Below are 5,212 nucleotides of genomic sequence, written 5' to 3'. Positions count from 1 at the left end.
GCTCGTAAGGACGACCTTAAGAGCGCAGCCTCGCTATCATGCCATGCTCGCGCAAGGCGGCCCTCGCCGGAGGCGTACGGTTCATTGGCCCTACGGCCCTCGATGGACAGGTATGCCGCCAGAACATTCCGTCTTAGCTTTGGAGCAGCCAACGAAAATTACTTCGGTTCAGCACTTATAATGCCCTGATCCTGCCACTCTCCAGAGGCAATTGCGCCGAGGAGAAGTCTCCAACTAACCGTGCACGAACAGAGAGGGTTGCCAAATGAGCAGGGCGGCGCGCGCGGAYGCGGCTTCGGTTTCGTCGGCGACATTCGCGCCRCTGGAGAACCCCACGTTTCGCGCAATCTGGCTCGCGGCACAGCTGTCCGGTCTGGGCTGGCTGTTTCAGACGGTTGCGGTCAGTTGGTTGATGGCGACTATCTCGACATCGGACGTAATGGTGGCCCTGGTGCAGACCTCAACGACGTTGCCCGTTTTCATCCTTTCGATCTTCGCCGGGGCCATCGCCGATAATTTCAGCCGCCGCACCGTCATGGCGCTGGGCTGGTGCGTGATCGCTGTGTCGTCGATCATGTTGACCGCGCTTGTCGGGCTGGGATTCTACAATCCATGGCTGATCCTCGCCTTCAGCTGCCTGGCCGGATGCGGCGCTGCCTTCACTGATCCGGCCTGGCATGCTTCCGTCGGAGACATCCTGCGAAAGCGCGAAGTTCCGGCCGCGGTCACGCTGATTTCGGTAGGCTACAATGCCATGCGAAGCATCGGTCCGGCGCTCGGCGGCGTTGTAGTCGCCTCCTTCGGACCACTCACGGCTTTTGCACTGGCGACGCTAACCTATGTGGCAATGCTGTGGGCGATAGGACTCAATAAATGGAACGGTCGCTCTTCGCCTCTTCCCCGTGAGCCATTGACCACCGCCATTCACGATGGTGCYCGGTTCACCGCGCTGTCAGGTGAGATCAAGGCGGCAATCGCGCGTGGAACTCTGTTCGGACTGACGAGCATTTCCATCCTCGCGCTACTGCCTCTCGTTGCTCGCGACCAACTCGAGGGAGGGCCGATCGCCTATGGCGTACTGATGGYCGGATTTGGCATGGGCGCCTTGTGCGCCGGCATTTCCAACAACGCGCTGAGACGGGCGCTGTCACAGGAGCGGCTGACGACGCTCGCATGCGTCGCCTGCGCCRCCTGCTGCCTGGYGCTTGCCTTCAYGCYCTCGCTGGTTGTGGCGGCTATCGCCTTGACGCTGGGAGGTGCGGGCTGGGTCGTCACCTGGACGGGGCTTGACGTCAGCGTACAACTGTCGAGCCCGCGGTGGGTGGTTGGCCGCACGCTCTCGATCTACTCGGCCCTCTCGTCGGGAGGCGTCGCGGCCGGAAGCTGGCTGTGGGGCGTGGTGGCCGAAAACTATTCGCTCGCCCTGGCGCTGGAGATCTCTGCGGGCGCTCTCTTGTTGGTCGCCGCCACCGGATTGCTGCTCCCGATCCGCCAGTGGAAAGAGGCCGACCAGGATTCACTTGGCTTCGAAACGCCAGCGCTCGCCCTCGACCTGAAGTCGAGAAGCGGCCCGATTGTCGTCAAGATCGAGTACCCGATACCGGAGGCCAATGTCGAAGCTTTCCTGGACCTGATGCGGGAGCGCCGACGGGTGCAGAGCCGGGCCGGCGCCCGGCACTGGAACCTCCAGCGCGACCTCCAGGAACCCTCGCATTGGACGGAGACATTCCGCACGCCGACCTGGATGGACTACCTTCGCCTCAACCACCGCCTGACCGCGGAGGACAAGGAGGTGGACCAGCGCCTACTCGAACTGCAGGCGGGAGATCTGCCGCCCCGCACGAGGCTTGCGATCGAGCGGCCGACCGGGGCACCGCGAAGGCGGGAGCAGTCGGGGAGCTTCTTTTTCCGACGGTGATCTCGTCTCGATTTGGTAATCGCTAACTGCTCGAAGCGCAGKCATCATGAAGGACGGCAAAGGCCGCCGCGAAGTTCCATGGAGATAGAGCGCGGCGGGATCGATATCCGCAGCTCTACAAGCCGAACAGTGGTGCCAACGACGCGCACGCTGCGGTCCCGCGCCGAAGCGCCGCCGGGCGCTCCGCGTTGCCGTCGTATGTCGCTCAAGTTTTAGACAGATCAGCGAAACACAACGGGCAGACCAGTCAATCGGCTGTCCATTCAATTCAATTCTGCGGGGTGTTCAGCTGGCGTGGCTGCGGGCCGCGTTGCGGGCGCGTTCCGGTTCTCGCTCCGGATCGATGCCTAGATTAGATCCCGACGGATTTTTCGATTGTACATGCAAGAGACACGAATTCCTTCGTGCTTTCCCACTGCGGGTAACGCCATCAGTGCCAACAAGAGCATTAAGGACGCTTCGGTTTKGGGGAATGTTCCCCGGCTTGGCCGCTGCCTGATTCGGCATCGTGCTTGCCGTTGCCGGCGAGTGCACCTGCGCCGGAGTCTGGTCCTGAAGTACCCAGACCATCAGCCTCATCTTCGCCACCCTCCTAAAATACCGGACACCGAGATTTGATCGGAGTTTGTATGATGATTAGATTCGTTGTTGCGGCAGGTGCCTTGGCGCTGGTCGGCTCGCTCGCCATTCCGGCGGCGGCGCAAGAGACGTTCCATGGCTACGACTGCACGGATGATTGCTCCGGGCATGAGGCCGGCTACAGTTGGGCGGCAAGGAACGACATCAGTGACGAACGAGATTGCAACGGCGACAGCCAATCTTTCAATGAAGGCTGCCAGGCRTATGTCGAAGAGCAGGCGAATAATGCAGGTCGGAACCAGCCCGACGATGAAAACGAGGACGAGGATAGCGACGAATAGGGATAAGCTCGAGCTGTCTCTTAGTGCATTACGGTCAAGGCTGTCAGGCACGTGCCCAGCGGCAAGCTTCGAAACGGCGTCTCTGCTCAAGCGCAGAGCAGATTGGAGCAGTCGACGGAATCGGATCGTTCGTGCTGCCGCGGAATCGAGACGAAACCGTCAGATGCCGCATCTGTTGTGGCGCGCGTCAGCAGTGTCCAGCCCTGGGATGTAATCTGCTACTGTGCCCGCCCATGCCGATTGGACGATTCAACGCAAAGGCCGGGGGACACCCAGTGGGAATCAGAAAGCTCTGGCGAGACTCTATCGCGGCGTTCCGGGCAGGACGGGCGGGCGGAGAAGCGCTACGGGAATTTCAGGACGAACAAGAGATTCAGCGGCTCGGCGCCCAGTGGGGCAAGGCCAAGACACCTGCCGAGCGGGAGGCCGCCGGCTTAGAGGCCGTCAAATATGTGATCTATGGAGCTAAAGGTGAGTCCAGAGGGCCCCATTTAGCTGAAGAAGAAGAACTGCAATGGTCGGACAACYCCGGCGCGCGCGAAGCCTATCTGGTCAAAAGATGGAACAATCCATATTTTGGGCCGTCCAGGCGAGCAGTTTCGACAGAAGAGCTTTCCGAAGCTAGGAAGACCGATCGCGACAAGTTCCTGGTCGCGCAGAACTCGTTGTCCGGTCTAGCAAAGGAAATTGGGGAACTGCCCTCGCCAATGACAGTCGGCGACCTGCATAAAGCCCGGCAAAGCCTCGATGAACTCATCCAATTTGCCGTGAGCGTCGGCGGGGCAGCCAAAGAGGTGGCGGTAAAGGCTGACCAAATCCGCGATGCGGTCGTCTTAGCCATACGTGAGGCGTTTTCAGGTGACACGGAAAAGTTAGAAAAGATTGAGAGGGCGGATGCCTATCACAAGGACCATGTCCGAAAATTCCATTTGCCGATCGTGGCCGGTATCATCGGCATTGAGAGGATCATCCCTGATGACGAGCTGGTTCCGGCGCTCGTTTCCGAAGATCCGGCCACAATTTCAATTCTCCTTGATCTACTGCCCGAGGACGACCGCGTGGTGATGCAGGCAGCCGCTATGAAGCTGATCCTAAGGGTTCTGGAGGAAGGCTACATCGATCCCCAGCTCGACAAAAAGCTGGCCGTTCTTGCGCGTGAATAACCTGCAGGCGAGATCGACCGAGTCCAGCCGATCCGAATCCCAAGTAAAGCCCGAGGGTTGAAGGCGACCCGATTGACGCTACCCTCTACAGCAAGAACCAGATCTCCCGATGGGACTAATCTATCCTGTCTCAAACGAAAAGAGACAGGGCGAGGTATGCGCTGCACAGGACTAAAACGAGCGGCTCCAAGCCTGTTGCGAGCATTGCGAGAAGACTGGGATCAAACATGGTCTATAGCGCAGACTAGCCTACACCCATTGCGAAGCGGCTCAGAGGTCATCCGGCTTGAGGCTGCATAGGATGGGGCGGCAAAAAGGCCTGTGATCGACAAAAAACCAACCGTTGCAACTAAAACCTTTTCGGGGTTGCCCTGGTGTGCTGGATTAGTTATTGCGCACCTGCGGCTCGGTTAGCTCTGTCCCACCTCGGCTTGAAGCGCGTCGGGGACCTCCTGGGAGGATGAGCAAACCGGGCCGCCCCCCGTTTCAAGGTCGTTGAAAAGCTCTGTTATAGGGCCAGAAAGCGGCTTGGGCTCTAGCGGGGGTGCACCAGGGCTACCGGCCTAGCCGACGAGCTTTAAGCAGTAGCAACGCTGGCCGATTCGCATGTTTATCAGAGTTCGCCGTCTCGGCACCATGCGAACGCAAGAATGCCATTCATAGCCATGCCACCGTGACTTTCCCGCGCGCCGCGCTGCCGTATGTCCTCCTCCAAGTTCCGGAAGCATCGCTTTCTATTCCGATGCAGTCCTTCAGGATCGAGTACGACCGTGGCTGACCGTGCGACCTGATTACAGTACGGTCCCGGTCTAACGTACTCGCGTCGGTCACACCGTTCGCACGTCAGTTCAGTCGGCCTTTGTCCCTTGGCCAAATGCAAGGGTCTGCTCCGGCGGCTCTCAGATTCTGCTCAGCTGTCATAGCGCRTCAGTTTGTTGTCAGGTCAGCCGGGCTACGTTCCGCCTCAAGCGAGCAATGGTTGTCAGGTGATGTTGAAGGWGATTGCGACCTCCCGACTGYGAGCGAAAGGTATTTGAGYGTCGGCCCGGCCAAGGGCCTGCTCGATTTACCGATCCGACAAGGTGGTTTCTTCAGAGCTCCCGGTTCGGTGCCCTGGGCGCGCTTTGGGGTTCCTGAGCGGCGACCATGTTGGGTCGCCTGTCGTTGCTCCACACATTTTAGGCGATGCGTTGTTGCCTGGATCGGAGACG

Annotated in this window: 3 protein-coding genes; all 3 read left to right on the top strand. The window is 59.7% G+C overall.

Annotated elements, in window-relative coordinates; genetic code table 11:
* The first annotated feature begins 265 nt into the window (after positions 1-265).
* Entirely contained in the window at positions 266-1,918 is a 1,653-nt protein-coding gene (locus LCM4576_RS31610; RefSeq protein ID WP_071036273.1) for an MFS transporter, read from the top strand.
* A 629-nt stretch (positions 1,919-2,547) separates the two neighbouring features.
* The gene (locus LCM4576_RS31605; RefSeq protein WP_320411886.1) at positions 2,548-2,838 is read left to right on the top strand and encodes a hypothetical protein; all 291 of its coding nucleotides are present in this window, start codon (positions 2,548-2,550) and stop codon (positions 2,836-2,838) included.
* A gap of 275 nt (positions 2,839-3,113) precedes the next feature.
* A complete protein-coding gene (locus LCM4576_RS31600) occupies positions 3,114-4,001 on the top strand; it encodes a hypothetical protein (protein ID WP_131803334.1) in 888 nt (295 codons plus the stop codon).
* Positions 4,002-5,212: the final 1,211 nt, after the last annotated feature.

Origin of the sequence: Mesorhizobium sp. LCM 4576 (assembly GCF_001854815.1) — a bacterium.
GTDB lineage: Bacteria > Pseudomonadota > Alphaproteobacteria > Rhizobiales > Rhizobiaceae > Mesorhizobium > Mesorhizobium plurifarium.
Note: the sequence above shows the minus strand (reverse complement) of the source record. Positions and strands in the feature narration are given on the sequence as shown.